General features: G+C 46.9%; 19 protein-coding genes. 7 read left to right on the top strand and 12 right to left on the bottom strand.

Annotated elements, in window-relative coordinates; all coding sequences use genetic code 11:
* The first annotated feature begins 28 nt into the window (after positions 1-28).
* From KGMB01110_RS08705 to KGMB01110_RS08690, 4 genes are all read left to right on the top strand, one after another.
* Entirely contained in the window at positions 29-616 is a 588-nt protein-coding gene (locus KGMB01110_RS08705; protein WP_243112738.1) for a V-type ATP synthase subunit E, read from the top strand.
* Positions 609-2375, top strand: coding sequence for a V-type ATP synthase subunit A (locus KGMB01110_RS08700; protein WP_119298035.1), 1767 nt, complete (start codon positions 609-611; stop codon positions 2373-2375). The genes KGMB01110_RS08705 and KGMB01110_RS08700 overlap by 8 nt, the downstream gene beginning before the upstream one ends.
* 11 nt (positions 2376-2386) lie before the next feature.
* A complete protein-coding gene (locus tag KGMB01110_RS08695) occupies positions 2387-3817 on the top strand; it encodes a V-type ATP synthase subunit B (RefSeq protein WP_119298034.1) in 1431 nt (476 codons plus the stop codon).
* Between the two features lie 100 nt (positions 3818-3917).
* Positions 3918-4535, top strand: coding sequence for a V-type ATP synthase subunit D (locus KGMB01110_RS08690; RefSeq protein WP_117603005.1), 618 nt, complete (start codon positions 3918-3920; stop codon positions 4533-4535).
* 77 nt (positions 4536-4612) lie between these two features.
* Here KGMB01110_RS08690 and fic read toward each other — a convergent pair whose 3' ends face one another.
* The 4 genes from fic to metG form a co-directional block, all read right to left on the bottom strand.
* Positions 4613-5218, bottom strand: coding sequence for a protein adenylyltransferase Fic (gene fic, locus KGMB01110_RS08685; RefSeq protein ID WP_117603004.1), 606 nt, complete (start codon positions 5216-5218; stop codon positions 4613-4615).
* A 53-nt stretch (positions 5219-5271) separates the two neighbouring features.
* Positions 5272-7284, bottom strand: a complete 2013-nt coding sequence (glgB, locus tag KGMB01110_RS08680) for a 1,4-alpha-glucan branching protein GlgB (RefSeq protein WP_117889425.1) — start codon at positions 7282-7284, stop codon at positions 5272-5274.
* 150 nt (positions 7285-7434) lie between these two features.
* Complete coding sequence (locus KGMB01110_RS08675) at positions 7435-10389, bottom strand: AAA family ATPase (RefSeq protein WP_408631092.1); 2955 nt, start codon at positions 10387-10389, stop codon at positions 7435-7437.
* 960 nt (positions 10390-11349) lie between these two features.
* Positions 11350-13257 (bottom strand): methionine--tRNA ligase, encoded by a 1908-nt coding sequence (gene metG, locus KGMB01110_RS08665; protein ID WP_117889421.1) that lies wholly within the window; start codon positions 13255-13257, stop codon positions 11350-11352.
* A gap of 636 nt (positions 13258-13893) precedes the next feature.
* Between metG and KGMB01110_RS08660 the strand changes: the two genes are divergently transcribed.
* Positions 13894-15324 carry an MATE family efflux transporter gene (locus tag KGMB01110_RS08660; protein WP_119298032.1) on the top strand — a complete coding sequence of 477 codons (1431 nt, stop codon included), beginning with the start codon at positions 13894-13896 and terminating at the stop codon, positions 15322-15324.
* 95 nt (positions 15325-15419) lie between these two features.
* A complete protein-coding gene (locus KGMB01110_RS08655; protein ID WP_119298031.1) occupies positions 15420-16097 on the top strand; it encodes a nucleoside recognition domain-containing protein in 678 nt (225 codons plus the stop codon).
* 21 nt (positions 16098-16118) lie between these two features.
* Here KGMB01110_RS08655 and KGMB01110_RS08650 read toward each other — a convergent pair whose 3' ends face one another.
* Together KGMB01110_RS08650 and KGMB01110_RS08645 are read right to left on the bottom strand one after the other, a co-directional pair.
* Positions 16119-17942, bottom strand: coding sequence for a DUF885 domain-containing protein (locus KGMB01110_RS08650; RefSeq protein WP_243112736.1), 1824 nt, complete (start codon positions 17940-17942; stop codon positions 16119-16121).
* Positions 17943-17989: 47 nt separating this feature from the next.
* Positions 17990-18529: a spore maturation protein gene (locus tag KGMB01110_RS08645; protein ID WP_117602997.1), complete on the bottom strand. Its 540-nt coding sequence runs from the start codon at positions 18527-18529 to the stop codon at positions 17990-17992.
* A 147-nt stretch (positions 18530-18676) separates the two neighbouring features.
* Here KGMB01110_RS08645 and KGMB01110_RS08640 point away from each other — a divergent pair, with 147 nt between their 5' ends.
* Positions 18677-19345 (top strand): ABC transporter ATP-binding protein, encoded by a 669-nt coding sequence (locus KGMB01110_RS08640; protein WP_117889415.1) that lies wholly within the window; start codon positions 18677-18679, stop codon positions 19343-19345.
* Positions 19346-19384: 39 nt separating this feature from the next.
* On the opposite strand, the gene rsmI is transcribed toward KGMB01110_RS08640, so the two are convergent.
* From rsmI to KGMB01110_RS08610, 6 genes are all read right to left on the bottom strand, one after another.
* A complete protein-coding gene (gene rsmI / locus KGMB01110_RS08635) occupies positions 19385-20251 on the bottom strand; it encodes a 16S rRNA (cytidine(1402)-2'-O)-methyltransferase (RefSeq protein WP_117602995.1) in 867 nt (288 codons plus the stop codon).
* Positions 20252-20304: 53 nt separating this feature from the next.
* Positions 20305-21009: a tRNA1(Val) (adenine(37)-N6)-methyltransferase gene (locus KGMB01110_RS08630; protein WP_119298030.1), complete on the bottom strand. Its 705-nt coding sequence runs from the start codon at positions 21007-21009 to the stop codon at positions 20305-20307.
* A complete protein-coding gene (locus KGMB01110_RS08625; RefSeq protein ID WP_119298029.1) occupies positions 20999-21904 on the bottom strand; it encodes a PSP1 domain-containing protein in 906 nt (301 codons plus the stop codon). Before KGMB01110_RS08625 ends, KGMB01110_RS08630 begins: the two co-directional genes overlap by 11 nt.
* Positions 21905-21907: 3 nt before the next feature.
* Complete coding sequence (gene holB / locus KGMB01110_RS08620) at positions 21908-22930, bottom strand: DNA polymerase III subunit delta' (protein WP_243112734.1); 1023 nt, start codon at positions 22928-22930, stop codon at positions 21908-21910.
* A gap of 85 nt (positions 22931-23015) precedes the next feature.
* The gene (locus KGMB01110_RS08615; protein ID WP_117602991.1) at positions 23016-23603 is read right to left on the bottom strand and encodes a nucleoside/nucleotide kinase family protein; all 588 of its coding nucleotides are present in this window, start codon (positions 23601-23603) and stop codon (positions 23016-23018) included.
* Complete coding sequence (locus tag KGMB01110_RS08610; protein ID WP_279220918.1) at positions 23596-25104, bottom strand: aminotransferase class I/II-fold pyridoxal phosphate-dependent enzyme; 1509 nt, start codon at positions 25102-25104, stop codon at positions 23596-23598. The genes KGMB01110_RS08615 and KGMB01110_RS08610 overlap by 8 nt, the downstream gene beginning before the upstream one ends.

The raw sequence follows: 25104 nt of genomic DNA, 5'->3' as shown, positions 1-25104 counted from the left end.
CTTAAGATTTTAAAGGAGGAAACTTACTTTGACTATTGATGAAAAAATCGAACATTTACAGGCTTCTGCCATGGAGCAGGCCCGTGCCGAGAGTCAGGATCTCTTAGATGCACACCGTGCCTCCCTGGAGAAACTTTTTAACACGCATAAAGAAGAACTGGCCCGACTTAACGACAACCGGATCAAGGCCGAGACCATCAAAGCCCGCCAGGAACTGAACCAATCCGCTGCCAAAGCACAGTTGAAAATGAAACGCAAATCCAGCCGACTGCAGCAGGATCTGAAAAACCGACTGTTTAAAGAAGTGCAGGATCTTCTTTCCGATTACATGCAGACCGAAGCCTATGACGACTATCTGATCCGCTGTATTCAGGAAGCAAGACGTTTTGCCGACGGTCAGCCTCTGACCATTTATATCAATCCCTCCGACGAACACAAGAAGTCGGATCTGCAGGATGCCACCGGCGTTCTGCTCACCGTCAGCGCAGAAGATTTCATGGGCGGGATTCGCGCGGTCATCCGTGAGCGCAACATTTTGATCGACCATTCTTTTAAGACCGCACTGGCGGAAGAATATGATAAATTTATGTTCCAGGGAGGTGAGTTCCTTGCTTAATACCGGAAAAATTTACGGCGTCAACGGCCCTGTCATTTATCTAAAGGGAAATATCGGCTTTCAGATGTCAGAAATGGTCTATGTAGGAAAAGAAAAGCTGGTGGGCGAGGTCATCGCTCTGGAAAAAGATCTGACCACGATCCAGGTCTATGAAGAGACGTCCGGTCTTTATCCCGGCGAAGAAGTGGTTGCTTCCGGAAACGCGGTCTCAGTCACTCTCGCGCCCGGAATCCTGAACAATATTTTCGACGGAATCGAGCGTCCCCTGGAAAAGATTTCCGAGACCGGCGGTGCCTTTATCACCCGCGGTGTCAGCGTGGATTCTCTGGACGGAGAAAAAAAATGGCAGACCCATCTGACCGTGAAGCCCGGAGACGAACTCCATGGCGGAGATATCATTGCCGAAGTTCCGGAGACACCAACCATCGTCCACAAATGTATGGTGCCACCGGATCTGACCGGAACCGTCCTGTCTGTGGTCCCGGATGGTGACTATACCATTCACGAGACTCTGGTGACCTTAAAACTTCTGGACGGTACCACGAAAGACTTACGCATGGCGCAGAAATGGCCCATCCGTGTGCCAAGGCCGGTACACCACCGGTTCGCCGCCTCCGTACCTCTTGTGACCGGACAGCGGATCCTGGATACCATGTTCCCGATTGCAAAGGGTGGAACCGCTGCCATCCCCGGCGGATTCGGTACCGGAAAAACCATGACCCAGCACCAGATTGCCAAATGGTCCGACGCAGATATTATCATTTATATCGGCTGCGGAGAACGTGGAAATGAGATGACCCAGGTTCTGGAAGAATTTTCCGAGCTGGAAGATCCCAAGACCGGTCATCCTCTGATGGATCGTACCACACTGATCGCCAATACTTCCAACATGCCGGTGGCTGCCCGCGAAGCCAGCATTTACACCGGACTGACCCTGGCAGAGTATTACCGGGATATGGGGTATGATGTGGCGATCATGGCAGACTCCACCTCCCGTTGGGCCGAAGCCCTTCGGGAACTGTCCGGACGACTGGAAGAAATGCCGGCAGAAGAAGGTTTTCCGGCTTATCTGGCATCCCGCCTGTCCGCTTTCTACGAACGTGCCGGAATGGTGCAGACCCTGAACGGAAACCGCGGTTCCGTCTCCATTATCGGTGCTGTTTCCCCACAGGGCGGTGACTTCTCCGAACCGGTCACCCAGAACACCAAACGATTCGTACGCTGCTTCTGGGGTCTGGATAAGAGTCTTGCCTACGCCAGACATTTTCCGGCCATCCACTGGCTCACCAGTTACAGCGAATATTTAAACGACCTGTCCCCCTGGTATCAGGAACAGGTTTCCCCGAAATTTGTGGACTACCGCAACCGGATGATGGCACTGCTCAACCAGGAAAGCTCCCTGATGGAGATCGTCAAACTGATCGGAAGCGACGTCCTGCCCGATGACCAGAAGCTGATTCTGGAAATCGCCCGGGTCATCCGTCTGGGATTCCTGCAACAGAACGCTTTCCACAAAGACGATACCTGCGTATCCATGGAAAAGCAGTTCAAAATGATGGATACGATTCTTTACCTGTACCGCAGAAGCCGGGCACTGGTTTCCATGGGACATCCCATGTCCGTTTTGAAAGAGGATCCCATCTTTGAAAAAGTCATTGCAATCAAGTACGATGTGCCCAATGACCGGCTGGATCTTTTCGACCAATATCATCAGGATATCGACCGTTTCTACCAGAACGTGTTGGATAAGAACGCATAAGGAGGCGCGCCATGTCAATCGAATATTTAGGACTCAGTAAAATCAATGGCCCTCTGATCGTTCTGGAGGGCGTACAGGACGCATTCTATGACGAAGTCGTAGAATTTGTTATAAACGGAAAGGATCGCCGGATCGGGCGTATCATCGAAATCTACGAAGACAAAGCCGTCATTCAGGTCTTTGAGGGTACCGAGGGCATGTCCCTGAAAAATACCCATACCAAGCTGACCGGACATTCCATGGAGATTGCACTCTCCCCGGATATTCTGGGCCGTACCTTTAACGGAATCGGACAGCCCATCGACGGACTCGGTCCCATTTCTTCCCCGTTAAAACGGGATGTAAATGGTCTGCCCTTAAATCCGGTCAAACGAGAGTATCCGCGAAACTATATCCGAACCGGAATTTCCGCCATTGACGGACTGACCACTCTGATCCGCGGACAGAAGCTTCCGATTTTCTCCGGGAACGGTCTTCCTCACGACCAGCTGGCTGCCCAGATCGTGCGCCAGGCTTCTCTTGGGGATGATTCCGACGAAGAATTCGCCATCGTCTTTGCCGCCATGGGTGTCAAGCATGATGTAGCTGATTTCTTCCGCCGCACCTTTGAAGAAAGCGGAGTCTCCGACCACGTTGCCATGTTCTTAAACCTGGCAAATGATCCGGTCGTAGAACGTCTGATCACTCCAAAAGTGGCGCTGACTGTTGCGGAATACCTGGCATTTGAACAGAACAAACACATTCTGGTTATCCTGACCGATATGACTTCTTTCGCAGAAGCGATGAGAGAGGTGTCCTCCTCCAAAGGCGAGATTCCCAGCCGAAAAGGATATCCGGGTTATCTTTACAGCGAACTGGCTACGCTTTACGAGCGTGCAGGTATCGTCCAGGGCGTCAACGGTTCTGTCACTCAGTTACCGATCCTGACCATGCCCAATGATGATATCACCCATCCGATCCCTGACCTGACCGGCTATATTACCGAGGGTCAGATCGTATTGGATCGCAACCTCCACGGCCAGTCCATTTACCCGCCCATCAGCGTGTTACCGTCGCTGTCCCGTCTGATGAAAGACGGAATCGGGGCCGGATACACCAGGGAGGATCATCAGGATCTGGCCAACCAGCTCTTTTCTTCCTATGCCAAAGTAGGCGATGCCAGAAACCTTGCCTCCGTCATCGGAGAAGATGAGCTTTCCCCAATCGACAAGAAGTATCTCGCCTTCGGAAAAGACTTTGAGGAACGCTATATCGGACAGGGGCCGGATGAAAACCGTACCATTCAGGAAACACTGGATCTTGGTTGGGAGCTGTTAGGCCAGCTTCCGAGAGAAGAACTGGATCGTGTGGATACCAAAATTCTGGATAAATATTATCATCCAACCGGCGAATCCAAATCCATCCCGTCCTCCAGCCCCGGATCTATCGCAAACAAGGATTGAGACACCGCTTCCTGTTCTTCCCGAATTCCGGCGTACACATGCCGGAATCCGCGAATGGACACAAATGGAAATAAATGGATCTGAAAGGAGATGATATCGTATGGATCCCCGTACTTTTCCTACCAAGGGAAATCTGATCCTTGCCAAAAATTCACTGAATCTCGCCAATCAGGGCTTTGAACTGATGGATAAAAAAAGGAATATCCTGATCCGGGAGCTGATGGATCTGATCGAACAGGCCAAAGACATCCAGTCCCAGATCGATACCACCTTTTCCTATGCTTACCGCTGCCTGCAGCACGCCAATGTGGAACACGGAATCAGCTATGTGCAGCAGCTGGCTTACACCATCCCGATCGAAGACTCCATCAAGATTCAGACACGAAGCATTATGGGAACAGAAATCCCCCATGTAAAATATACGCCCACACCTGCCAAACCATCCTTTTCTTTTAGTACCACCAAGGAATCCATTGACGCTGCTGTGGCCGCATTTACCAAAGTAAAAGAGCTGACGATCGAGCTTTCCATGATTGAGACCTCGGCCTATCGTCTGGCTACCAATATCAAAAAGACCCAGAAACGGGCAAATGCGCTGAAAAACATCACCATCCCGACCTACCAGGCTCTGGTACGTGACATTTCCAACGCATTGGAAGAAAAAGAACGGGAAGAATTTACCCGCCTGAAAGTCATTAAAAAAAGAAAGACCGGTTGATTGCCGGTCTTTCTTACAATCTGCAGACAAAAACGGTGCCGGGAATGAAACTGAATCCCCTGCGCCATTTATTTATCTTAAAGTTCATTTGTCTTATAGGTCGTGTATCCCTCGTAATAATAACTATGATCGATTCCCTTCATGTAAACCTCTCGACTGTCCACCTCGTCCGTCAGCGCCTCTTTTAACAACACTTTGATTTCCACATCTTTTACCGGGCTTCGCTCCATCGCCAGCAAATAATCTTCTTTATCTACCAGCCTCCAATCCACAACCTTTCCAATTTCCTTCTTCAACATATGATCCAGCCAGATTCTCATGCTACGTCCATTTCCTTCCCGAAACGGATGTGCAATATTCATTTCCACATATTTTTCAATGATTTCATCATAATCTGACTGTGGCATTTTTTCTATATTGGCAAGCGCAGCCTCCAGATACATCAACGGTGCAAATCTGAAATTTCCTTTCGCCAGATTTACCTTACGTATCTCCCCGGCAAATTCGTAAATTTCTCCGAAGAGAATTTTATGAATTTCCTTTAATGTTGCAAGGCTTCCAGCATCCAATGTATCCAGGATTCCTTCCTCAAAAAGCCATATCGCCTTTTTCTTGCTTCGCATTTCCTCTTCCCGTGCAAGTTCTGCAGAATCTGTGATTCCCAGTTTATTTTCTAATGCCATATTATCTTCTCCGAAACTTTATTCCGTTAATTCGGTCGCGAATCGATTGCCTCCTAAAATTCGAATACAGCTACACCATACGGTGGAAGTGGATATTCAAAAGAATACTCTCTGCCGTCGCACTCTTGTTTGACTGCTTTATAAATCTCCGGTCGTTCCTTGCCTGATCCGCCATACTGCTTCTCATCACTATTCAGGATCAGCTTATACTGCTTTCTCTTCGGAACTCCAACCCGGTAGTCCTCCCGTTCCATCGGTGTGAAGTTGCAGACAAAGAGCAAATTCTTCTTGCCGTCTTTGGAATGTCTTACAAAGCTGTAAATACTGCGGAAATTATCATCCGCATTGATCCATTCAAAGCCTTCCATACAGCAGTCCTGCTCGTACAGTGCTTTATTTTTCTTATAAAGCTTCAGCAGATCGCGCCAGAAATTCTTTACATAGACATGCTGCTCGTCCTCCGCCAGCAGATACCAGTCCAGTTCCCGCTCCTCGCTCCACTCCCGAAGCTGTGCAAAATCCTGTCCCATAAAGAGAAGCTTCTTGCCCGGATGTCCGATCATAAACGCATATCCGACTTTCAGGTTCGCATATTTATCCCAGCCAAGTCCCGGCATCTTATTGAGCATGGAGCATTTCAGATGAACCACCTCATCATGGGACAGTACCAGAATATAATTTTCACTGTATGCATAAGTCATGGCAAATGTCATCTGGTAATGTGCATTTTTTCGGAACAGAGGATCCAGTTTCATGTATTCGGTGAAATCATGCATCCATCCCATGTTCCATTTCAGGCTGAATCCAAGTCCTTCGTCTTCCGGTGCTCCCGTCACCTTCGGCCATGCCGTAGACTCCTCCGCAATCATCAGTGTTCCGTGATTTCTTCCCAATACCACAGAGTTCAAGTGACGGAAGAAATTCACCGCATCCAAATTTTCATTGCCGCCGTACTGGTTTGCAACCCACTCTCCGTCATTCTTTCCATAGTCCAGATACAGCATCGACGCAACCGCATCCACACGAAGTCCGTCTGCATGGAAATATTCGATCCAGAACAACGCATTTGCAATCAGGAAATTCTGGACTTCCGGCATTGCATAATTAAAGATCTTCGTCCCCCAATCCGGATGCTCTCCCATCCTCGGATCCGGATATTCAAACAGAGCCTGTCCATCAAAATCCGCCAGTCCGTGGTCATCTTTCGGAAAATGTGCCGGCACCCAATCCAGAATGACCCCGATTTTATGACGATGCAGATAATTGATCATGTACGCAAAGTCTTCCGGTGTTCCATATCTGGAAGTCGGTGCGTAATACCCTGTCACCTGGTAGCCCCAGGATCCGTCAAACGGATGCTCTGCAATTCCGATCAGTTCCACATGTGTATATCCCATCTCCAGTACATATTCTGTAATAGCACGGGCAAATTCCCGATAATTATAAAAGCCTTCGTCTTCCCGCCCCGGATGACGCTTCCAGGAACCGATATGCACTTCGTAGATTGACATCGGTTCTGTCTTGTGATCCCAAGTCTCTCTGTGGTTCATCCAGGTACTGTCCGACCATTTCAGACGGCTGATATCGGTGATACGGGAAGCCGTTCCCGGGCGCAGCTCCGCCTCATTTGCAAAGGGATCCGCCTTATAAATCAGCTCTCCGCTCTGGGTCTCAATGCAATATTTATAGAGATCTCCTTTTTTGGCACTGGTCAGAAATCTGGTATAGATTCCCAGAGGTTCCTCCCGCTCCATCACGTCTGCTTCCGGATTCCAACCATTAAATTCGCCGACAACCGAAACCCTTCTGGCATGCGGAGCCCAAACTGCGAAATATACGCCATCCTGCTTCCCATCATTTACCAGATGAGAACCTAATTTTCGGTACAATTCATAATGGGTTCCCTGACCAAACAGATAATGATCCAATTCCCCGATCTCATACGATCTATTTTCTTTGATTTCTTTCACTACTTTTTCTGCTTTTGCTGCTGTCTCTGTTACTGCCTTTCCCACTGCTGCCACTTCTACTGTTTTTGTTTGACTTATCTTCTTTTTCCTGGCCATGACATCACCTCAACTCATCCATTCTTGTATCCTTCATTATACCCCATTTGTACGGTGTATTTCAACCAAGTCAGAAGGGAATATCAAAAAATGAATCCGGAGTAATTACTTACTCCAGATTCATTTCTCCATACATGCATTATAAATTTTCTAAATATTAAAGTCTTTCTCCGACAGAATAATACGGTCTGACGAATCCGTACCTCTTCCAAACACTCGTTTTACCAGACGTTTCGCAGAAGATTTCTGGGAATGTGCGATTGCATCATCCATTACTTCTTTGACCTCAGCAACGGTCACTGCGTGATCCTCTCTCTGCAATGCATCGATTCGGCTGTACAATGCCAGGATTCCCATCTCATCAATCTTATAACCATTCTCTCTTGCATAGGTCTGACCAAATGTTACCAACTCATCATTGATGAAGATCGGGACTTCCAAACGGGAGGTGAACTTTCTGCGGAATTCCCGGTTGGAACTGAGCAGTCGATCCAGAGGCTTTCTCTGCTCTTCCAGAACAATCAGCATTTCTCCGGTATCTTCTTCCATTGCCTTGTTCAGCTTGGCAACCGTCCGTTCATTCATCTTTCCTGCTTTCTCGATGATCAGTGCACCACCGTAAAGCTTCTGGAAAATGTCACTCATTTTCTTCTTATTCAAAGAATCTCCGGTTACGATTGCTACCTTACCCTGTTTGATTCTTCGTTCTCTCTGAATCGCTTTTACAACATCTACCGCCAGAACTGTCTTTCCGGAGCCTTTGCGTCCAATGATCAGAAGGTTTCCTGTCCGGGATGTTCCCTGTCGGTTGGTGCAATTCTTATCCTGCTCCAGCACATCTACCAGCTGTTCGCTCATTCCTCTCACCGGAACGAAATAGGAGAACAGTTTCTTCTGTTCTTCGGTTAGACCCGCTCTGGTTCCCACACCACTCTGTGTCTCAAGATCATATCTTCCGTGTACGATAAATCCCGTATCACTCATGGACAATGCATTGGAAATTTCATCCAACGGAAGCGGTGCCGTTTTTCCGGTTGCAATCAGCTTTGCGGTTTCTTTTCTGCTCAGCGGAGCCGTACTTGCCAGCAGATCCGGGAAGTCATCATCGTCTTCAATCTCGCGGTCATCCAGAACCGGTTTCTTCTTTGCTTCCGGCTTTTTCTTAACCGTTGCTTTCTTTTTCTTTCCATCCGGTGTCAGTTCCTGCAAGTCGGAATCAAAGACATCATATTCCTCTTCGTCATAATCTTCTTCGTAATCTTCTGCATCTTCGTCGAAGTCGTCGTACTCTTCTTCGTACTCCTCTGCGACTTCTTCCCCGGACTCGTCGTACTCTTCTTCCTCCTCGTAGTCCTCTGCGTCTTCCTCGGACTCGTCGTACTCTTCCTCCTCGTACTCCTCTGCGTCTTCCTCGAAGTCGTCGTACTCTTCTTCCTCTTCGTAGTCCTCTGCGTCTTCCTCGAAGTCGTCGTACTCCTCTTCCTCTTCGTCGAAGTCATCGTACTCTTCTTCCTCGTAGTCCTCTGCGTCTTCCTCGAAGTCGTCGTACTCTTCTTCCTCTTCGTACTCCTCTGCGTCTTCCTCGAAGTCGTCGTACTCTTCTTCCTCTTCGTACTCCTCTGCGTCTTCCTCGAAGTCGTCGTACTCTTCTTCCTCTTCGTACTCCTCTGCATCTTCCTCGAAGTCGTCGTACTCTTCTTCCTCTTCGTACTCCTCTGCATCTTCGTCGAAGTCATCGTACTCTTCTTCCTCTTCGTACTCCTCTGCATCTTCGTCGAAGTCATCGTACTCTTCTTCCTCGTAGTCCTCTACTTCTTCCTCGGACTCGTCGTACTCTTCCTCTTCATAGTCTTCTATGTCATATTCTACGATTTCTTCCGCTTTTCCTTCTGAGCTCAGACTTGATTCTACCTGTTCTTCTGCAGAATCAATCGCTTCCAGAATCTGTTCTTCCTGCTCTACAGGTTCTTCTTCCTTCGGCTCACTTTCCTGACTTGCTGCGGTCTCCCAACCATTTAAAATGTCTTCCAGACTCATCTGTCCTTCAATCTGATCATCATCTGCCGAAGTCTCTTTCGTTTCTGCTTTCTGTTCCACAGCATTTTCAGGCTCTGCTTCTTTTGTAGCTGCCACTTCTTCCGCTTCTACTTCTGCAACCACTTCCGCTCTCTGTGCTTCTTCCTCTTTCAAGACTTCTTCCACATCCGGAATCTGCTTCGTTTCTGCCTGAAGTACTTCTTCCTGCTTCTTCTGACCTCGCACGATTCCACTCAAAGCTTCTCCCAGAGACATATTGGTTCCGATCGACGGTTTCTTCCGTTCTGGTTTCTGCTCTGTAATCTCGTCCTGCTCTTCAAATCCATCTTCCTCAAAGTCTTCCGGCTCATAAGCTTCTGATGTTTCCTCCGTAAGCTCCGGTATTTCTTCCGACGCAGCTGTCGGTGCAACCTCTCTTGCCACCGGAATCGGGTCTTCTTTCACCGGTTCTGCCAGATCTTCGTCATCTTCATAACCCGGATCTTCTTCATATTCAAATCTGTGGTCATATTTTTCCTGTTGGGATGGTGTCAGTGGCTTGTACTGCATCTTCAGTTCCATAGCCTTAAACACATACTCGCCCTCACTGAACCACAGGATCAGATCATCGCATTCCTCCAGACACTCTGCTGTCATTCCTGCTTCCTGATACAATTTTGCCAGTTCATACGCCCATTTTTCAATATATTCCGCTTTCTTAAATTCTTCCAGCGCTTCAATCTGCTGTTCGATCGGTGCACGTCTCGCTCTCAGGATCTTATAGCGCAAAATGTACTGATTCGGATCCTTCGGTGCCACCTGAACAAACTCTTCATAATAATCAAGTGCTTCATCTACATTTCTGAGGCGAAGTGCAAGAAGTCCCAACTTGTAAACAATCTTTCTGCTTCCGTCTGCCCGATCGTAAACAATCTTCAGTACATCATAACTCTTGCTGTACTCCCCTGTTTTTTCATAAATGTCTCCGACAGAAGCTAACATGGATACATTTTTCACCCGATGCCAGTCGATCGTATCTGCGATCTCGGCAGCCTTTCGGTATGCTCCCTCATCCATGAATTCAAGCATCTGCTCTGTTCTAAGCTTATACTCGTATTTGTCCACTGCGTTCACCTCATTAATCTTATTTATACACCGTCTCGTGGTGCACTTTACCTATAATATATCTACAATAGTGTAGCATATGAAATGGCTGATGTCAAAAAAATGCATCCTCAGTTTTGGCTGAAGATGCATTTTGTATTTTTATTCAATTGTTCTTCTATAATTATATAGAAAATCGGAGATTCTAAATGGTTCTGATTGTTCCTGTGGACCTTTTCTGATATAAAATCTTCCTTTCTTATTTCATATTCAGATCGATCTTTATATTCTAAAATCCGATGTTTCTTTACACATCTCTGGATCTTAAATAACGGTGGTACTTCTTTTCCTTTCAATACATCTGCAAGTGTTGAATCTTGGTTCTTCCCCCGGCTTCTTTCATATTCTCCGATTTGTTTTCTTTCTATCTATCCTGCCGGGTCACTCTCAATTATTTTTAAAGGCCCTCGTCACAGGAACAGCCACTCGCCGTACCACTGATGTATTGAATTGTAAACGATGATATACTGTCCATTGGACTGACCTCCTTATTTCTTTTGTTGTGTTTATAATAGCACTGCGGTCTTTATTTGTCAACTAATTTAGTTGTATTTTAAAAATTAATTTATAATTGTATTTATTTCGTATAATTATCTGTTTATTCATTCTTATTCTACAACTTCACAACGGTCTTGACATTTCCCCAAAAGGAAGCCTGTTCTCCCACTGAAGATACTTTTTATCTTTTCCCCATTTCATCACAACATCTTTCCCATGGTGTGCCAACCCGACATAGACTGCCTTTCCTTCTTCTCTGTTTAAGATGACTTTATAATTATCTGACAGACTTACACACATTCCAAACTATAAAAGAACCGCCCCTCCGGTCGATCTCCCGGTTGGACGGTTCTTCCTTTCCATTCAAAGTCACTTCATAAACTGTTCTTAGCAGATTTCTGCTCCTGTCGGCATATTCTTTTCCGGTGTCATCAGTGCCAGATTTCCATCTGCATCTTCTGCACACAGAAGCATACCCTCTGACAGAACGCCTGCCAGTTTTGCAGGTTTTAAGTTCACCAGAACCATAACTTTCTTGCCCACCATTTCTTCCGGTGTGTAGTGTGCTTTAATTCCGGATACGATCTGTTTAACCTGGCTTCCCACTTTTACCTGAGAGCAGAGAAGCTTTTTGGATTTCTTCACAGCTTCGCAGGCAATGATCTCGCCTACCTGAAACTGCATTTCTCCAAACTGCTCGAAGGTAATCTCCGGTTTTGCCTCGATATCAATGACATCCTCTTCCTCTTTTTCTTCCTCAACCGGCGGATGAAGTTCTTCTACTTTTTTCATCACTTCTTCCAGATCCAGTCTCTGGAACAGGATTTCCGGCTTGTCTGTTACGTGTCCGCCATTTAACTGCTCCAGTACTTTCTTGCTGGTGGTCGGCATAAACGGCTCCAGAACCTTTGCGCCCTCGGAGATTGCCATAATCAGGTTGTACAGAACGGTTTCCAGTCTGTCTTTCTTTGCCTCATCCTTTGCAAGAACCCACGGAGTTGTCTCATCAATATATTTATTGCAGCGTTTGAACAGGTTAAAGATCTCTGTCAGGGCATCTGCCACACGCAGGTCTTCCATCTTGGCATCTGCTTTTCCGCGAACGCCTGCTGCCATTGCCTTCAGGTCTGCATCCACTTCTTCTACCACACCCTTGTCCGTTACCACGCCGCCAAAATATTTGTTGGTCATAGATACGGTACGGTTTACCAGATTTCCGAGCGTATTTGCCAGATCAGAGTTCATACGCTCTACCATCAGCTCCCAGGAAATCACACCGTCATTTTCAAACGGCATCTCATGCAACACGAAATAGCGAACTGCATCTACACCAAAGAAATCTACCAGTTCATCGGCATACAGTACATTCCCTTTGGACTTACTCATTTTTCCGTCACCCTGGAGCAGCCACGGATGTCCGAATACCTGCTTCGGAAGCGGTACACCCAGTGCCATCAGGAAGATTGGCCAGTAAATGGTATGGAAACGGATGATATCCTTTCCGATCAGATGCAGGTCTGCCGGCCAGTACTTCTTGAACTGATCGGTGCTTTCTCCGTCGCAGTCATATCCGATTCCGGTGATATAGTTGGTCAGAGCGTCCAGCCATACATACACCACATGATCCGGATCAAAGTCCACCGGAATTCCCCATTTGAAGGAAGTTCTGGACACACACAGATCCTGCAGTCCCGGAAGCAGGAAGTTATTCATCATCTCATTTTTTCTGGATACCGGCTGAATAAATTCCGGATGCGTGTTGATATGCTCAATCAGGCGATCTGCATATTTACTCATTTTGAAGAAATATGCTTCCTCTTTTGCCGGCTGTACTTCCCGTCCGCAGTCCGGACATTTTCCGTCTACCAGCTGGGACTCTGTAAAGAAAGACTCACACGGTGTGCAGTACATTCCTTCATAATATCCTTTGTAAATGTCTCCCTGATCATATAATTTCTTAAAAATTTTCTGAACCTGTTTCTCATGATCCGCATCTGTGGTACGGATAAATTTGTCATAAGAAGTATCCATCAGATCCCAGATTCTCTTTATCTCTGCGGACACATTGTCTACAAACTCCTTCGGGCTTACGCCGGCTTCCTGAGATTTCAGCTCAATCTTCTGACCGTGCTCATCGGTTCCGGTCTGGAAGAATACATCATAACCTTCCATTCTCTTGTAACGTGCAATTGCATCTGCCAGCACGATCTCGTAAGTATTTCCGATATGCGGCTTACCTGATGTGTACGCAATTGCTGTTGTGATGTAATATGGTTTCTTACATTTTTCACACATAACACTCTCTCCTTCTTGTATTTTAAAATGATTGCTCTTTATTATAGTAGGAAGTGTACCCGGTTCCTGATTACACGGATTGCTACACCCCGACATTGTAATCAAAAAAGGTCTCCTCTGATTCCTGCGAATCAAAGAAGACGTTCCAAACGTGTTACCACTTCTCTTTATCTGCATCTCACGATACAGACCTTACCGAGTGCCTGTCAGCACTTCTCCGCGATAAAGGGCGGAACCCTTTGCCACCTTACAGCGAATTCTATTTATTACATATTATCCTGCTGCTCAGTGCACCGCTCAGGAGCCATGTTCAACTGCATTTCTTCTATCCCTCTCAGCTTCGGATTCCATCCCGGGAATTCTCTGTAAAAAGTCCTGCCGTCTACTCTTTCCGTCTCAGCGTTTTCATGATCTTTAAAAGCGTAGCACACCCCAACCTAATTGTCAAGCCGAGGCACTATCTGTACATAAGCTATACGTATCCCGGCAATATAATGACAGTTTTTCTGTATTAGATCCATAATTTCTATATTAGATTCAAAATTTTTCTATATTTCATAACAGAGGCTTTATGTTATAATAGAAGTACTTATAAAAAACGAAAAACTTTTTCTTAAGAATGTGAATGAATAAAACATGAATAAAGCAACCTCAAATACTCAAAAAAATGACTTCAGCAAGGGAAGTGTTGCCGGCAATATTTTAAAGCTGGCTGTTCCCATGACGTTAGCTCAACTGATCAACGTTTTGTACAGTACGATCGACCGGATTTATATCGGGCATCTGCCAAATGCATCTACCGAAGCTCTGACCGGGATCGGTCTGACTCTGCCCATTATTACCATTATCACTGCTTTCACCAATCTGTTTGGTATGGGCGGCGGCCCTCTGTTCTCCATCGAACGTGGACGTGGTGACATGGATCGCGCCGGACGGATCATGGGAAACTCTTTCTCTATGCTGTTGCTGAGCGGTTTGATTCTGATGATCCTCTGCAATGTATTCAAACGTCCCATGCTCTATCTGTTTGGTGCCAGCGTCCAGACCTATCCTTACGCTAGTGCTTACATCACGGTCTACCTGTGTGGAACTTTATTCGTGATGATCAGCCTGGGGATGAATTTCTTCATCAATGCACAGGGATTTGGTATGATTGGAATGTTGACGGTCTCCATCGGTGCTGTTTTAAACCTGATCCTGGATCCCATTTTTATCTTTGGACTGAAAGCCGGAGTACGGGGTGCCGCTCTTGCCACCATCCTCTCCCAGGCCGTTTCTGCCCTCTGGGTTCTGCGATTTCTGACCGGGAAACAGGCGATCATCCCGCTTCGGATTTCCCAGATGCATCTGGAAATTCCGCTGATCCGTGAAATTTGTGCCCTCGGACTTGCAGGATTTGTTATGGCAATCACCAACGGTTCCGTTCAGATCATGTGCAACGCTATGCTGGCACGCTACGGCGGAGATCTTTATGTAGGAATTATGACGGTCATCAATTCCGTCCGCGAAATTATCAATATGCCGATCCAGGGACTGACCAACGGTGCACAGCCTGTGATGAGCTTTAACTATGGAGCCAGAAAATACAGCCGTGTAAAATCCGCCATCCGGTTTACCACGATCTGGAGCATCTTTTTCAGTACGCTGCTCTGGTTTTTCCTGTTTTTCTTCCCGAAATATTTCATCCAGCTTTTCAACAGTGATCCGTCACTGCTCGAAGCCGGAATTCCCGCGATGCGGATTTATTTCTTTGGAATCTTTATGATGTCGTTCCAGTTTGCCGGTCAGTCTGTTTTTACAGCACTTGGCAAATCCAAGCAGGCCGTTTTCTTCTCCCTGCTTCGAAAGGCAATCATCGTGATTCCTCTGACCCTGTGGCTTCCTACTGTTGCAGGACTCGGAACCAGCGGTGTTTTTCTGGCAGAACCTGTTTCCAACTTTATCGGCGGAACTGCCTGTTTTGTGACCATGATCTTCACTGTCTGGAAGAAATTGCCACAGGATTCTGAAGCAACAGAAGCAACCGAATCGCTGGAATCCATTGATTCTGTAAAATCAGTAAAATAGTCAAATCAATATCGCAAAATTTCTGAATATCTTCCGACATACCATCCCATCCGGTTTCATATGTTGAATCAGACAGAATGAATCGGAGGATGGATATGTTAAATTATCTATGGGCCGGCATGATCTTTGTCGGCATTCTTTTTGGAGCCTTTCACGGCAAAATGCCGGAAATCACCAACGCAGCACTGGACTCTTCCAGGGAAGCAGTCACACTTTGTATTACCATGGTTGGCGTCATGTCTTTCTGGGTCGGACTGATGGAAATCGCAGAAAGAAGCGGTGTCCTGGAATCCGCTGCCGGAAAGCTTCGTCCATTGATCCGTTTTCTTTTTCCGGCACTTCCTGCAAATCATCCGGCAGTTTCTGCCATCACTGCCAACTTTATTGCCAATTTTCTCGGGCTCGGATGGGCGGCCACTCCTGCCGGACTCCAGGCAATGAAACATCTGGCCGACCTGGAGGATGAACGTCGTAAAAATACCTGTTCAGCTTCCATGTCCGCTCATTTTTCCACACCACCCACTTCCACATGTATAAGTACTTTCAAACCCGGCCCCGCAAGACCGGCAGGCGTTGCCGGCAATGAAATGTGCACCTTCCTGATCCTGAATATTTCTTCTCTCCAGTTAATCCCCATGCATGTGATTGCCTACCGCAGCCAGTACGGCAGTGTGAATCCGGCCGCCATTGTAGGAGCCGGAATCCTCTCCACCGCAATCAGTACCGGAGCTGCAATTCTATTCTGTAAATGTATGGATCGTCAATCTCGGTGAGGGACTCACAACACATGTTTTTCACCAGGCATATTTCTCAACTAGCTCAAAGGGTGCCGGCCCCACATCCAACACACATTTATGAAAAGTTTCCTGCCGAAATTCTTTCCCGTTTTCTTTTACGTAGTCTTCCTTCAGATCCAGGAACTCCAGATACCCGATATAATATTTCAGATAATTTGCCGGATCACTGAGGATCAAATCATAAATTTGATCGATGGATTCCTGATTTCCAAGACCGTATCCGGCAAAGAATGTCTGCAATTCTTCCCGCGACCATCCCTCATCATGGATTCCCATGTCAGCCAGAGAATAGAGCCCCAACAAAATGGATGCATTTTTCTGCAACAGGATCGCCTGTTCCTTCTTCAGATCCGCAAGATAGTAACTGCACATTTCCGCATAGGTCGCCCAACCTTCCACGTAACCGCTGTAAGTAAATAAATTCCGGATGGGATCCGGTGTCCGGGACGCATAATAAACTGTCTGGTACAAATGACCCGGATATCCCTCATGGGCCAGTGTGGTAAATAAAGCAATTCCATCCCGCTCATAACCCTGATTGATATAGATCACATTTTCCCCATAACGATCCAGCGCCGGAATCATATAAAATGCCGGACTCAGATGTTCGGTCATGGACTCCGGCACATATTTCACTTCCACAGATGTCTCGATAAGTTCCGGGAATTTTCCTTTGATCTTCTCTTCCAGCGTTCCCAACATCCACTGAACTTCTCCCAGCTTTACATCCTGTGTCTGTTCTTTTCCAAGTGCCAGAATTTTTCCCACCGTTTCCTGTGTCGCTGTCTCCTTTCCATCCGCTCTATCTGCCCCTATCCAGAGTCCCAACGCCTGTTCCATCGCCTGAAAATCTGCCTGAATCTGCTTTTTCGTCCGCCGCTTCATTTCCGGTACCGTCAGATCTGATCCCGTTTCTCTTCGCACCAGGTTCTTATAATATTCCCTCCCTTTCGGAAGATAACATAATCCTTCTTCGTTCTTTCCTGTCCTTTTTAGCTTTTCTAAGTCACGAATCAATTTCTCATATGCAGGAAATATTTCTCGTTCCAGTATTGCCGCATTCTTCTCGATGTAGGCATCCAGTTTTTCATCCGAAAGCCCTTCCAATTCCCGAATCCGCTCCACAAATGTCGTAATCAGATAATGGCTCTCTTTCTGCTCCAGAAACGCCTGACTTTGCCGGATCGTCTGCTCCGCCACCGTCTTCGGCATAAACAGTCCCACTTCTGATTTTTCGGTTTCATATTGCATCAATTCATCCAGATAGGCTGGAACCTTTGCTAGCAGCTCCAGATACTCTTCCACATCTTTTTCCGAAGAAAAGCGATATTCTGAAAATAAGACCGGCAACTGGGTCTGGGCTCCGCTGACCCCATTCAGAGGTTCCCGATACAACCAGTATGGCAGACTTCCTTTTACATCCTTTAAATAATGATCGATCACATCATACGTCAGTTGATTTTCCCGGTTTAGCTCTTTGTATGTAAATTTTTTCATTGCTGTTGATGTGTTTTCAATGCCAACACCCGTTTGTTTCGGATCCACATTTCCGCTCCCAAGAGCTACCCTTTGCTCCTGGCTAGTAATTCCATAGGTCTCCGGATGCTCCAGCGTGTAGTGAAGCGTCAGGGTATTTGCTGATACTTCCTGTACAAACAGATTAGCGGTAAAGGTCTGAAACTTCGCATTTTCATTCTCACGGTTCTTCTCGGATTTCCATGTTTTTGTCCCACATCCCACAATTCCTGCCACGACACAAATGCATAAGAGCACTGCGACTTTTGACATACAGACTGTATAAGTTTTCTTTTTGCTCTTCATTCCGCGTTCCCGCACTCCCGGTTCTCATTTTCTCATTTGTTTCCAGTTTATGCGCCGCCATTTGCCATCATGCCAGCCAGGAGCACACTCGCCAATAACCCCGCCAGCGTTGCGATCAGTGCGCCCGGCAGAGTATATCTGGTCTTTTTAATCTTTGCCGTCATAAAATAAACGCTCATGGTATAAAAAATGGTCTCTGTGCATGCCATGCTGATGGACGCACAAAGCCCGATATAGGAATCCGTTCCATAATTTTTATACAGATCTGTCAGAAGCCCGGTTGCTGCGGAAGAGGAAAACATTTTCACCAATGTCAGCGGAACCAGTTCCCCCGGAAATCCGAACCGCCCGGTCACCTTCCCGATCATCCCTGCTACCATGTCCAGAAACCCGGATGCCCGAAGAATCCCCACCGCTACCATCAATCCGATCAGCGTCGGCATAATTTCCACCACGGTGCGTATTCCCTTTTTGGCCCCTTTGATGAAGCAGTCGTATTCCTCCACTCCCTGCAACATTCCGTACACGATGATCGACAGGATCATAAACGGAACGATAAAATCTGAAATATACAAAAAAATCTGCATCTTTTCCGGCCTGATTTTCTGCTTTCATCTGGCAGAATCCAGTGCGTTCCTTTTTCTTTTCTCTATCAGCCTATGCATAAACCATCATTGTATTACATTTTTGGGTATGCTAAAATAAAAGTATCGTAACGAAAAGGAGACATTTCTATGGCCAGTCTGACATTTAAAAACCTGTGTAAAACCTACCCCAACGGATTTGCTTCCGTAAAGGATTTCAGTCTTGAAGTTGCGGACGGATCTCTCGTCACACTCTATGGGCCTCACGGCTGTGGCAAATCCACCATTCTCCGCATGATCGGCGGGCTGGAAGATATTACCTCGGGTAAGATTTATCTGGGCGATGACCTGCTCAATGACATTTACCCCAGAGATCGAAAGCTGGCAATGGCGTTCCAGAACTATCGTCTGTACGGCCATTTGAATGTTTATGAAAACATTGCGCTTGGACTGCGCCTTCGCAGCCTTCCAAGAAATGTGATCGAAAGTCGTGTGCGAACTGCCGCCGAATTCTTCGGAATCACCGATATTCTGACCCGGAAGATCCGCACCCTTTCTGAAATCAACAAACAGTGTGTGGCCTTAAGCCGTGCTCTGGTCTGCAAACCGAAGGTTCTTCTGATCGATGAAGATTTCTCCCATCAAGACGAAAAACTCCGCGAACGGATGCTTGCGGATATGATTCGCATCCATCGGGAGTTTCATCTCACAATGCTTTATGTGACGAACGACTATAATGAAGCCATTCGCTATGGCAATCTGACGGTATTCATGCGTTCCGGTCAGATTCTTGAAGTGCGGGAAAATCCGGACTTCTGATCGTTTCCTTCTTCTCACACTCTGTTTCTTGTCCGAATTTTACTCTGATTGTTCTCTCTCGGACTTCTTCTGTTCCAGATACTGATAGACCTCTCTTTTCGTAATTCCACGATCTTTGGCAACGGCTTTCATCGCCGCTTTCCGGTCCATTCCCTGAGAAAGATACTGCTCCATATGTTCCTCCACACTCAGTTCTTCCCACTGTTCTTTCGCTTCTTTTTCGATCTGTTCCCGACTCTTTCCCTCCAACACCAGCACACATTCCCCTTTCGGAGCCTGCACTTTGTAACATGCAATCGCTTCTTCCAGCGTTGTGGCAAATACGGTCTCATGTTTTTTCGTCAGTTCTCGTACCACCGTAATGTTCCGATTGCCCAGCCTTGTGTACAGAAGTTCCAGCGTTTTCACCAAACGATGCGGTGCTTCATACAAAATCATGGTTCGGGTTTCCCGTTCCAGTTCCTGTAGAATCACTTCCCGCTCTTTTTTATCCGAAGGGAGAAATGCTTCGAATGCAAAACGCCGGGTTGCCAATCCGGACAAGGTCAGCGCCGTAATGCAGGCTGCCGGTCCCGGAATGCTGGTCACAGTGATCCCTGCTTCATAACACATTTTCACCAGTTCTTCTCCGGGGTCTGAGATTCCCGGAGTCCCTGCATCTGTGATCAAAGCAATGTTGATTCCCTCTAAAAGTTTCTTTACCAGTACACGTCCCTTATCGAATTTATTATACTCATGATAACTGGTCATTGGCGTATCGATCTCAAAATGATTCAGCAGCTTGATACTGTTTCTGGTATCTTCTGCCGCAATCAGGTCCGCCTCTTTCAGTGTCCGTATCGCACGGACAGACATATCTTCCAGATTCCCAATAGGGGTTGCACATAAGAATAAGGTTCCTGCCATTTTTCCCTTCCTTTTCTGTCACGGTTGCTTCTTCTATCTGTTTCCACTTCTTCTCATTTACCATGCTCATGTAATATCAGCGGCGGCTCGATCCGAACTCCCGGCCTTGCTCCGCTTCGCCCTTCGATCAGCACCATCACCGGCTCTTTGTCTACATACGGATGTACCAGTTGGATCCGTTTGGGTTCGATATGGCTCTGACTCATTTTCAGAAGAATCTCCGCCAGACGAACCGGACGATGTACCATATAAAACCGACCTTTCCCTTCCGGAAGCAGCTTCTTGCTCTCGCGAAAAATGTCTTCCAGGTTGCAGAGAATCTCATGTCTCGCAATTGCTTTCGCATCCTGCGGATTCTGAATCCCACACTGATCTGCCATATAAGGTGGATTGACCGTAATCACATCAAAAAAAGCAGGCTGAAACAATCTGCCCGCCTCTTTGATATCTCCGGTCACAATCTCAATTTTTTCTTCCAGATGATTATAGGCTACGCTCCGGCGCGCCATCTCCGCGCTCTCCGGCTGGATCTCCAGCCCGGTAAAATGCTGTCCCTTTGTCTTCCCGGCAAGAAGCATGGGTAAAATCCCGGTTCCGGTTCCCAGATCCAGCACCTTTTCCCCGGTTCTCACCTTTGCAAAATCTGACAGAAGGACTGCATCCATTCCAAAGCAGAAGCGTTTGGGATCCTGAATGATCTGAAGTCCGTTTAACTGAAGATCATCCAGACGTTCTCCCTGATGTAATTTAATTGCCATCTAATTTCGATGCTCCCTCATGCTTTTCCAGTGCCGCCAGCTTCTTCATCTCATCCTTTGACACCTTTGTTTTGCGTTTTCTCGGTTTGAATTTCAAATCCTCGGCCTGATATTCCCGGATCTCTTTCTCGTCATTTTCCAGATCCACGATCACCTTTACCTGTTTCCGCAGAATACTTAAAGAATGAACCACGCCATGAAGTCCTTCACAGGTCGTCACCTTATCGCCCACAGATGGAAGCTGGCTATTCAGTTCTTCATAGTTCTCCTCCTCATTCGTCAGACAGCACATCAGTCGTCCGCAGACTCCTGAAATCTTGGATGGGTTCAAAGACAGATTCTGTTCCTTTGCCATACGAATCGATACTGCCGCAAATTCAGACAGATACGTGTGACAGCAAAGGGGCCGTCCACAGATTCCGATTCCTCCGCGGATCTTCGTCTCGTCCCGCACTCCGATCTGCCGCAGTTCGATTCGGGTACGGAATACTGCTGCCAGATCTTTTACCAGTTCCCGGAAGTCGATTCTTCCGTCCGCCGTAAAATAAAACAGTAGCTTGTTGTTATCAAAGGTATATTCCGCATCGATCAGCTTCATTTCCAGACCATGTTTTCTGATCTTTTCCAGGCAGATCTTGAATGCTTCTTTTTCTTTTTCCCGGTTGCGCTCCTCGGTCTGTCGATCCTGTTCGGTTGCTTTCCGGATCACATATTTCAGAGGCTGGATTACTTCGTCGTCCGGGATTTCCTTCGGTCCCAGCACTACATGTCCGTATTCCACTCCACGAACCGTCTCCACAATCACCGCATCCCCGCGGTTTACTTTATGTTTGCCGGGTGCAAAATAATAAATTTTCCCTGCCCGGCGAAAACGTACTCCGATTACTTTTACCATCCGTTAATTCTCCTTTATCGTCAACAGCAACAGTTCCATCAAAAGCTCAAAGTTTACATTGGCTTTGATCCGCGCTTTTGCTGTCTCCAGACTTTCTAATATTTTTTCGATGCCTTCATAAGAGCTTTTCTGTGCCCGTTCCTTGATCGCCTTTAGCTGATCGGAAAAGACCACCCGCTCCGGATCCATCGTCGCCTTGAACAGGAGAACATCCCGATACCAGATTGCCATAATATCCAGATAATCTGTCACGTCCAGCTTGTACGCCGACATGTGCTTGATTGCATCCTCGATCTCATAGAGTTCCATCTCATTGATATGTTTCAGAAGGTGCACCGACTCTTCTTTGATCTCATTGAAATGTTCGGATTCCGCCAGCATAATGGCCCGTCCCAGATTGCCCTGTGCAAATGCCACACAGACATCTGCCTTATAATCCGGTATGCATTTCTGTTCCATCAGATATTTTTTCACCAGCGCGTCCTTGATGTTGCGCAGCTTCAGCATCACACATCTGGAACGAATCGTCGGCAGCAGCACCTCTGCATTCTCTGTCAAAAGTAGGATCACTGCGTACTGCGGTGGCTCTTCCAGTGTTTTCAGAAGTGCATTCTGCGCCTGTACGGTCATCAGATCAGCGTCCGGCATGATATAGACCTTATGCTTACTGCTGTATGGTTTGATCACAATATCCTGATTGATCTGTTCCCGGATCTCATCTACACTGATGCTCCCAGGTTTTTCATGGCTGATGATCTTAATATCCGGCTGGTTTCCATGGGCGGCCTGCTTGCAGGACTGGCATTCCCCGCAGGCATCTCCGTCTTCCTGAAGATTCTGGCATTGCAGACTCATTGCAAAAAGATTGGCCAGTAACTTCTTGCCGGAACCTTTTTCCCCATTCAGAATGTACGCATGAGAAACTTTCCCTTCTTTCACTGCCTGTTCAATATATCGGATAATGTCTTTGTGTCCTACCACGTCTTTAAAACTGCTGCTCATAAAACCACCTGATTTCCTGTTCATTTTTATCTCCGTCGAATTTTCTCATTTCCGTAAAACAGTAAATGTCTGCCTTCGACCTGATATGTAGATAGATATTGTAATTATATCATATCACCCGTTCTTTTACAAACCGGAGAATCTCACTGACACAGGACTCCAGCTCCACATTTTCAAACCGTGTCTCGATCCCGGCTCTTGCAATATTTCCCTCCGAAAAATCCTGACTGTCTGCCAGAAATCTGCGACACAGTTCCTCATATTTCGGCACCTGCTGTCTGCGTTCCCGTTCCAGGGCTCTTCCCAGTCTGATGCCATCTTCCACCTGAACATAAATCGGAAGCAGCGCATCCTCTCCAAAATATTTTTTCATCTGCTCATAAGACTCCAGCGTCCCGATCACCAGATAATTTTCTTTCTCAAGGTTGATCTGCCCGTCATCTGCCGTAAAATATTTCCAGACTCCATGTACGGTATTGTACGCACGAAGCTCAATGATCTGCCCTTTTTCTTCAAATGCTTTCAGCGTTTCTTCTTTTACAAAATGGTATTCCACACCATCCTGCTCTCCTGCCCGGATCGGACGGGTGGTATAAAGCACGATGGTCTTAAACTCCGGAAGCGCCTCTTTCAGCTTTTGAAAAATGGTGTCCTTTCCGGAAGAACTTTTTCCCATGATATAGACAATTTTACCCATGACTGATTACCTCTAATCTTCCCTGTTCTCTGATTCCTTCGATCGAGAATCCCTGTTTCTGATATCCGAGCAACTGCGAAATCACTTCTCCACTGATTCGCTCCCCCGGCACCAGAAGCGGAATTCCAGGTGGGTACAGATAGGCATATTCCAGCGAAATCCTGCCCTCTGCCTCTTCAAACAGGCGGCTTTCCGTCTGTTGCTTTCTTCTGAATTCTTCTGCTTTTCCCGGCAGATACACCAGCTCAGTCCGTGGCAGTGCGAAGGAAACGCCCGCCCCCTCTGTTCGTTCTGTGGAAATGAACCGACAACTTTTATCCAATTCCAACAGTGCCTGTTTCAGCCTTTCAAATCCTGCATCCGTATCTGCAATGGACGTCATAGCCAGAATGTAAGAGCCTGCCCGCATCTCCATCTGTAAATGATACTTTTCTAATAGCAACTTATAAATTTCTTCTGACGTTTTTGAACATCTTTTCGTGGAAATCAAAATCTTTGATTTATCATACTCCATGTATTCGATTTTTAAGCCTGATTTTCTCATTTCCGGTTCCACCAGTTTCAGACTTTGCAGGGATTCTTGCAGTTCCGTCCGAAGTCGTTCCAGGCGCGCCACATATTGCCGGAAGCCATATTGCTCTTTTTCCAAAAGGGCCTGTCCCTTTTCATTTGCTTTAGAAATTTCCTTTTCCCTTTCCAGCAATCCTACGCACCGGTCAATCCCAGCCATTAGAATATAGGATGGGCTGCTGGTCTGCAACATATTCAGATAATGCCAGATCTGTTCTTCCTTCGCGATCGTTCCGTTGATGTGAAGAACCGCGGTCTGGGTCGGTGCCGGAAGTGTCTTATGCAGACTGTGAATCACCACATCCGCACCACAGCGGTTACTGTTCTCCGGGAAATAAGGGTGGAACCCAAAATGCGCTCCGTGAGCCTCATCCACGATCAGCGGAATCTGATAAGAATGAACGATTTCCGCAATGGTTCGGATATCCGAAACCACACCGTCATAAGTGGGCGACACCAGCATCACCGCCTGAATTTCAGAATCTGCCTCCAGTGCAGCCTTTATCTGTCCCGGTTCTATTACACCATTGATCTCCCAGGTTGTATCAAATTCCGGATAAAGATACACCGGTTCCAATCCTCCGAGCTCCATGGCGTGATATACCGATTTGTGGCAGTTTCTTGCCACCAGAAGTTTTCCGCCTCTGTCCACACCCCCCAGAATGGCGCTCATAATTCCCGCCGTACTTCCGTTGATCAGGATCCGGGATCGATCCGCCCCGTAAAGCTTTGCGATACGCTGCTCCAACTCCAGCAGGATTCCGTCTGCATGATGCAGATCATCAAATCCATCGATCTCTGTAATATCAATTCCATAGGGCAGTCCCTGTCCCATCAGCTCCGTATTCCGCTTATGTCCCGGCATATGAAACCCATAGAAATCTGACGCTTCATATTTTTTTAATTTCTCGTAAAGGGAATTTCCTCTCAC

The sequence above is a fragment of the Mediterraneibacter butyricigenes genome, assembly GCF_003574295.1.
Classification (GTDB): Bacteria; Bacillota; Clostridia; order Lachnospirales; family Lachnospiraceae; genus Mediterraneibacter_A; species Mediterraneibacter_A butyricigenes.
The sequence above is the reverse complement of the archived record's forward strand: the minus strand, read 5'-3'. Positions and strand labels throughout refer to the sequence as shown.

Excerpts from the sequence above, each read along its gene's own strand:
- KGMB01110_RS08695 (WP_119298034.1), top strand. The coding sequence starts at position 2,387 with ATGTCAATCGAATATTTAGGACTCAGTAAAATCAATGGCCCTCTGATC.
- KGMB01110_RS08690 (WP_117603005.1), top strand. The coding sequence starts at position 3,918 with ATGGATCCCCGTACTTTTCCTACCAAGGGAAATCTGATCCTTGCCAAA.
- fic (WP_117603004.1), bottom strand. The coding sequence starts at position 5,218 with ATGGCATTAGAAAATAAACTGGGAATCACAGATTCTGCAGAACTTGCA.
- glgB (WP_117889425.1), bottom strand. The coding sequence starts at position 7,284 with ATGGCCAGGAAAAAGAAGATAAGTCAAACAAAAACAGTAGAAGTGGCA.
- KGMB01110_RS08675 (WP_408631092.1), bottom strand. The coding sequence starts at position 10,389 with ATGCTTGAATTCATGGATGAGGGAGCATACCGAAAGGCTGCCGAGATC.
- metG (WP_117889421.1), bottom strand. The coding sequence starts at position 13,257 with ATGTGTGAAAAATGTAAGAAACCATATTACATCACAACAGCAATTGCG.
- KGMB01110_RS08660 (WP_119298032.1), top strand. The coding sequence starts at position 13,894 with ATGAATAAAGCAACCTCAAATACTCAAAAAAATGACTTCAGCAAGGGA.
- KGMB01110_RS08655 (WP_119298031.1), top strand. The coding sequence starts at position 15,420 with ATGTTAAATTATCTATGGGCCGGCATGATCTTTGTCGGCATTCTTTTT.
- KGMB01110_RS08650 (WP_243112736.1), bottom strand. The coding sequence starts at position 17,942 with ATGAAGAGCAAAAAGAAAACTTATACAGTCTGTATGTCAAAAGTCGCA.
- KGMB01110_RS08645 (WP_117602997.1), bottom strand. The coding sequence starts at position 18,529 with ATGCAGATTTTTTTGTATATTTCAGATTTTATCGTTCCGTTTATGATC.
- KGMB01110_RS08640 (WP_117889415.1), top strand. The coding sequence starts at position 18,677 with ATGGCCAGTCTGACATTTAAAAACCTGTGTAAAACCTACCCCAACGGA.
- rsmI (WP_117602995.1), bottom strand. The coding sequence starts at position 20,251 with ATGGCAGGAACCTTATTCTTATGTGCAACCCCTATTGGGAATCTGGAA.
- KGMB01110_RS08630 (WP_119298030.1), bottom strand. The coding sequence starts at position 21,009 with ATGGCAATTAAATTACATCAGGGAGAACGTCTGGATGATCTTCAGTTA.
- KGMB01110_RS08625 (WP_119298029.1), bottom strand. The coding sequence starts at position 21,904 with ATGGTAAAAGTAATCGGAGTACGTTTTCGCCGGGCAGGGAAAATTTAT.
- holB (WP_243112734.1), bottom strand. The coding sequence starts at position 22,930 with ATGAACAGGAAATCAGGTGGTTTTATGAGCAGCAGTTTTAAAGACGTG.
- KGMB01110_RS08615 (WP_117602991.1), bottom strand. The coding sequence starts at position 23,603 with ATGGGTAAAATTGTCTATATCATGGGAAAAAGTTCTTCCGGAAAGGAC.